Raw genomic sequence first — 5,663 nt, 5'->3', positions numbered from 1 at the left:
CAAATTAAATTTAAGGAGAAAAGATGAAGAAACTACTTTTGATTCTTGCATTTTGTAGTAGCATTTTCGCAGCAGATGCGACTATGTCTATCGTAAACGAAGGGGTAAATCTACCTAAAATCGTTGTTCAGGATGCATCGAACCTTGCAAATTCAGAATTTGGCAACAAATTCTTTAAACTTATGGTGGGCGATCTAAAGGTCGGCGCGACTTTTGAAGTCAGCGACGAGTATCTACAAAGCAGCTATGATGCGGGCGCTTCCGACAATCTAGGCTCTAGCGGTGCCGCTCTTATCGTGCGCTACGCGGTAAGTGATAAAAGCTCGCCGATGAGCCTAAAAGCCAAAGTACTTGAAGCGAACAGCGGTAGGGTGATGTATGAGAAGAGCTTTACGCTTTCAAATGCCGAAAAGTATCCGTTTTTAGCCCATATGGCGGTATCTGAGATCGTCAAGCAGCTAGGGTACTCAAATGTCGATTGGATGAAGGAGATGATTTTGCTATCTCGCTACACTTCGACGCGTGAGAGCGAGATCATGGTAGCAGATTATACGCTTACCTACCAGCAGGTGGTGCTTCGCGGCGGATTAAATATCTTCCCTAAATGGGCAAGCGCAGCGCAGAACGAATTTTATTATACCTACTATGTCAATAAAAATACGCCCGCTATCTATAAATTTAATCTATCCAACGGCAGCAAGAGTAAAATTTTTACCGGTCATGGCATGACGATAGCTTCGGATGTAAGTGCCGACGGCAGAAAGCTTCTAATCACCAATGCGCCTAAAGATCAACCCGATATTTATTTATATGATATAGCCTCGGGTAGCGCTAAGCAAATTACCGATTACGCTGGCATTGATGTAAATGGAAATTTTATTGACGGCGATTCGCGCGTGGCTTTTGTGAGCGATCGTCTGGGCTATCCGAACGTATTTGCCACTAGCATAAACGGCGGCAACGTTCAGCAGCTCGTCTATCACGGCAAAAACAATAACTCCATCAGCACAAATGGCAATTACGTTACTTACTCTAGTCGCGACGGCGGGGGCGGATTTAATATATATTTAATCTCTACTCAAACCGATATGATTCGCCAGTTAACGGCTAGTGGCAAAAATATGTTTCCTAGATTTTCTAGCGATGGCGGCAGCATTATGTTTATCAAGCAAGATGGTAGCGGAAGCTCGGTAGGTATTATCAGAGTTAACGAGAATAAAAGTTTCCAATTTCCGTTAAGAGTGGGTAAAATTCAATCGGTTGATTGGTAAAATATTAAAAAATCTCGTGATATAATGACTACAATTTTTTTTGAAAGGATAGAAAATGAAACATTTAGTTTTATCTTCGATAGCAGTTGCTGCTCTATTATTGAGCGGTTGTTCTAAAAAGACCCCAGAGGCCGATACTACAAGCACAAGTAATGCAGATAGACTAGCTGCTTTGGCATCTCAGATCCAAAGTGAAGTTGGTACTGTTTATTTCGACTTTGATAAATTTAATATTAGAGCCGATCAACAAGGCACAATCAATAATAACGCAGCTTTATTCAACCAAGCAGGCGCAGAGTCTCTAACCGTTAAAGTTGAGGGTAACTGCGATGAGTGGGGTTCTGATGAGTACAACTATGCTCTTGGTCTAAAGAGAGCTACTGCAGCTAAAGACGCATTGGTTGCTCAAGGCGTAAATGAGAGCAGAATTTCCGTAGTAAGCTACGGCGAGAGCAATATGGCTTGCACAGAGCATTCTAAAGAGTGCGACGCTCAAAACAGACGCGACGAATTCAAAGTTGGATTCTAATTTGAAATTTAAAAATTTCACGGTGGCGGCTCTTTTGGGAGCTGCCACTTTTTTAAATGCAGAAACTTCCGCATTTGATGCTGGCAATATTGATTCAGGTAGCTCTTACGGGTTAACTGAAAATGAACAAGTATTGCGCGATAACCGCAAGCGTATAAGCGAGATGCAAACTAGCGTAGATAATACACGCGAGAGTGTCGAAGGTTTGCGAAGTGTCCTTGAAGGAACAAATTCTAAAATTTCTAATCTGGAAAACAGGGTGGCGGATCTAGAAATTCGTACTACGGGCAAAAGCCAAGGCAACAGCGAGCTAGATCAGATGAAGCGAGATATCGCAACTATAAAAGCCCAAATTGCTGAAATCAATAAAAAATTAGGTAGTGGCAGTGGCGTAAAAAAAAACGCTGAATTAGACGCAGGCACTACTTCAGTCCCTGCTAGTGCAAAATCAGACTCCGATTTTAAATCAAAAGATCAAGCTTCGGTATTGAAAGAGGCTGACACTTTATATGCCAAAAAAGACTATTCAGGCGCAAAAGAGCGCTACAATTATTTAGTATCTAAAAATTACAAGCCCGCTAAGGCAAATTACATGCTGGGCGAAATTTCATATTTCTCCGGCTCATACGCAGAAGCGATAAACTATTATAAAAAGAGCATCTCGCACAACGAGAGCCAAGACTACACCCCAAAACTTCTTTATCACACGGCGATCAGCTTCGATAAGATCGGCGATAAAGACAGCGCAAATAAATTCTACAAAGCGTTAAAGGCTTCATATCCGGACTCCAAAGAAGCCAAAGCCGCGCCCACTAGATAACCTAAATTTAAATATAAACTCAAAATAAAATTCTAAACAGGAGAAAACTATGGCTAACAACCGAGTTATAAAGATGCATTACGAGCTAAAAGACGGCAAAAGCGGCGAAATTTTAGAATCAAATTTAAACTCCGACCCGATCACCTTTCTTAGCGGCAAAGATCAAATCATCCAAAAGCTGGAAGATGAAATTTTAAATCTACAAGCGGGCGAGAGCAAAACGGTTCGCATAAGCCCGAGCGACGGGGTCGGCGAGTATAAGCAGGACGCCGTGCAGATCCTGCCTAAAGAGCAGTTTGCGGGCATCGATCTGGTCGTCGGTATGGAGCTTTTCGGCCAGGCGGAGGATGGCGCGACTACCCGCGTGAGCGTCAAAGCTATCGGCGAGCAGGACGTTACCATCGATTTCAACCATCCATTCGCGGGCAAGGAGCTGGAATTTAACGTAAAAATCGTCGAGAACCGAGAAGCGACGGCGGACGAAATTCTTACCGGCCAGCCGGAGGGTGCGCACAGCTGCGGCTGCGGACACGACCATCACCACGAGGGGCACGAGTGCTGCGGCGGACATGGGCACGACCATGCAGAGGATCACGAGTGTTGTGGAGGCCACGAGCATGAGCACGAAGATGATCATGAATGCTGCGGAGGCCACGATCACGGAAAAGACCACGAGTGCTGCGGCGGGCACCATCACGAGCATTAGGATTTTTTTATGAAATTCGCTTTTATCTTCCCCGGACAGGGCTGCCAAAGCGTAGGCATGGGCAGGGAGTTTTACGAGAGCTCCGCCTCTGCGTGCGCGCTTTTGGATGAGGCTTCAGAATTTACGGGCATCGATTTTAAAAATTTACTGTTTGAGCCTAGCGATAAGCTCGACATTTCGGAATTTACGCAGCCCGCTATCGCGCTAAATTCCATGATGGCGCTTGCGGCGCTGCAAGAAAGGCTGGATCAAGAAAAGCTTAACATTACTCCGCAGTTTTTACTCGGACACTCGCTGGGCGAGTTTAGCGCGCTAAGCGCTGCGGGAGGTATAGAGCCGAAGCAGATGCTAAAGCTAGTAAATATTCGCGGTAGGCTCATGCAGAGCGCCTGCGAGGGCAAAGGCGCCGGAATGATGGTGATCTTAGCTCTTGCCGACGAGGCGGTTGAAAAAATTTGCGCGGATGCAAAGAGCGCAGGTAGACAGGTTTGGGCGGCGAATTATAACTGCGACGGGCAGATCGTAGTCGCGGGTAAAAAAGATGATCTCGCCGCACTCGAGGGCGAGTTTAAAGCCGCGGGTGCAAAGCGCGCAATGCTACTTAATATGAGCGTCGCGAGCCACTGCCCGATGCTACAAAGCGCCAGCAACGAGCTTTTGGAATTTTTGCGCCCCGCGTTAAAAGAGAGCTTTGCCCCCGTCGTCGCTAATGCCACAGCGCGAACATACAGGGCGAAATCCGAAGCGCTAGAGCTGCTGAAAGCCCAGCTTATCAGCCCCGTGCTTTACAAGCAAAGCATCAAAAATTACGAGGGCGAGGTGGATTGCTTCGTCGAGTTCGGCGCGGCGGTTTTAAAAGGTATAAACAAAAAGATCACGCAAAAGCCGACCTTCAGCATCATGGATCTTGCGAGCCTAGACGAGTTTCTGAAATTTGCAAAGGAGAATGGATGAAAGTTGCGATCTTAGGCGCCATGCCCGAAGAGATCGAGCCGCTGCTATCTGCGCTGCGCGAGCGGGGCGTGAGCGTGGAGGCTGTGGAGCACGCGAATAATAAATTCTACGCCGCCAAGCTTAACGGCCACGATCTCGTGATCGCGTATTCGAAGATCGGCAAGGTAAATTCCGCCCTGACCGCTACGGTTATGATCGAGAAATTCGGCGCGCGCGCGCTTATCTTTACGGGCGTCGCGGGAGCTTTGAAGCGAGGCATTAAGATCGGCGAAATTTTATATGCTACCGTACTCGTGCAGCACGATCTGGACATCACGGCGTTTGGGCATCCGCACGGATTCGTGCCTGGAAGTAAAATTTCAGTCCAAACCGACGCGAAGCTAAACTCCATCGCGCAAAGCGTCGCCGAGCAGCTAGGCATCACGCTAAAATCAGGAGTCATAGCTAGCGGCGATCAGTTCGTAAGCGGCGAGGAGCGCAAGAGCTGGATCGAACGGACGTTTGACGCGAGCGCGGTTGAGATGGAGGGGGCGAGCGTGGCGCAGGTGTGCGACGCGCTGGGCGTACCGTTTTGCATACTGCGCGCGATAAGCGACGAGGCGGGACACAAAGCCGAGTTCGACTTTGACGAGTTTATGGTAAAAAGCGCGCAAACGAGCGCAAATTTCGTCCTAAAAATGATCGAAAGGTTATGATAAACCTCTCCAAAAAGTTACTGCGACAGGTCGGACAAACCAACGCCAAATATAAGATGTTCGAGCGTGGCGATAAAATTTTACTAGCTCTTAGCGGCGGTAAGGACAGCATGAGCTTGGCGCACGTGCTGAAGCACTTCCAAAGCGTAAGCCCGCTAGATTGGGAGTTTCGAGCCGTTACCGTCACCTACGGTATCGGCGAGGATCTGCGCGAGATAAGCGCCCATTTTAAAGAGCACGAGATCCCCTACGAGATAATCGATACTAAAATTTTTGAATTCGGCAAGGAAAAGATCCGCGCAAACACCACGTTTTGCAGCTTTTGCTCGCGTATGAGGCGCGGATACATCTACTCCTACGCGCTTGAGCACGGCTTTAATAAGATCGCCATCGCCCACCACCTCGACGACGCTGCGGAGAGCTTTTTTATGAATTTTACCTTCAACGGCGCGCTTCGAACTCTCGCTCCGCGCTATGTCGCCGAAAACGGGCTCGTGATCATCCGTCCGTTCATTCTTGCGCGCGAGCGCCAAATCGCCGCCTGTGCTAGAGATAACGAGCTTCCGATAATGCGCGAGGAGGAGGTTTGCCCCGCGAAGCAATACGGCGGCAAGAAACCCACCGCTCGCGCCGCTACGAAGGAGCTTTTGGCGCAGTACGAAAAGGCCCATCCGAGGTTTTTTATCAG

General features: G+C 48.0%; 7 protein-coding genes. All 7 read left to right on the top strand.

Annotated features, from left to right (window positions below; genetic code table 11):
* Positions 1 to 23 precede the first annotated feature (23 nt).
* Complete coding sequence (gene tolB, locus Q0238_RS03155; protein ID WP_177389413.1) at positions 24 to 1,271, top strand: Tol-Pal system protein TolB; 1,248 nt, start codon at positions 24 to 26, stop codon at positions 1,269 to 1,271.
* Positions 1,272 to 1,326: 55 nt separating this feature from the next.
* Positions 1,327 to 1,800, top strand: a complete 474-nt coding sequence (locus tag Q0238_RS03150) for an OmpA family protein (RefSeq protein ID WP_291938293.1) — start codon at positions 1,327 to 1,329, stop codon at positions 1,798 to 1,800.
* Position 1,801: 1 nt separating this feature from the next.
* A complete protein-coding gene (locus tag Q0238_RS03145) occupies positions 1,802 to 2,620 on the top strand; it encodes a tetratricopeptide repeat protein (RefSeq protein WP_297942853.1) in 819 nt (272 codons plus the stop codon).
* A gap of 49 nt (positions 2,621 to 2,669) precedes the next feature.
* Positions 2,670 to 3,326 carry a peptidylprolyl isomerase gene (locus Q0238_RS03140; protein WP_297942851.1) on the top strand — a complete coding sequence of 219 codons (657 nt, stop codon included), beginning with the start codon at positions 2,670 to 2,672 and terminating at the stop codon, positions 3,324 to 3,326.
* 9 nt (positions 3,327 to 3,335) lie between these two features.
* On the top strand, positions 3,336 to 4,280 hold the full coding sequence (gene fabD, locus Q0238_RS03135) for an ACP S-malonyltransferase (RefSeq protein WP_297942849.1): 945 nt from the start codon (positions 3,336 to 3,338) through the stop codon (positions 4,278 to 4,280).
* Positions 4,277 to 4,975, top strand: a complete 699-nt coding sequence (locus Q0238_RS03130; RefSeq protein WP_297942847.1) for a 5'-methylthioadenosine/adenosylhomocysteine nucleosidase — start codon at positions 4,277 to 4,279, stop codon at positions 4,973 to 4,975. The genes fabD and Q0238_RS03130 overlap by 4 nt, the downstream gene beginning before the upstream one ends.
* The coding region (locus Q0238_RS03125; protein WP_297942845.1) for an ATP-binding protein at positions 4,972 to 5,663 on the top strand (692 nt) is incomplete at its 3' end. The genes Q0238_RS03130 and Q0238_RS03125, both read left to right, overlap by 4 nt.

The organism is uncultured Campylobacter sp. (assembly GCF_938045775.1).
Lineage (GTDB): Bacteria > Campylobacterota > Campylobacteria > Campylobacterales > Campylobacteraceae > Campylobacter_B.
The sequence above is the reverse complement of the archived record's forward strand: the minus strand, read 5'-3'. Positions and strand labels throughout refer to the sequence as shown.

Bases quoted from the DNA above. Each gene is read 5' to 3' on its own strand.
- tolB (WP_177389413.1), top strand. From the start codon at position 24: ATGAAGAAACTACTTTTGATTCTTGCATTTTGTAGTAGCATTTTCGCA.
- Q0238_RS03150 (WP_291938293.1), top strand. From the start codon at position 1,327: ATGAAACATTTAGTTTTATCTTCGATAGCAGTTGCTGCTCTATTATTG.
- Q0238_RS03140 (WP_297942851.1), top strand. From the start codon at position 2,670: ATGGCTAACAACCGAGTTATAAAGATGCATTACGAGCTAAAAGACGGC.
- fabD (WP_297942849.1), top strand. From the start codon at position 3,336: ATGAAATTCGCTTTTATCTTCCCCGGACAGGGCTGCCAAAGCGTAGGC.
- Q0238_RS03130 (WP_297942847.1), top strand. From the start codon at position 4,277: ATGAAAGTTGCGATCTTAGGCGCCATGCCCGAAGAGATCGAGCCGCTG.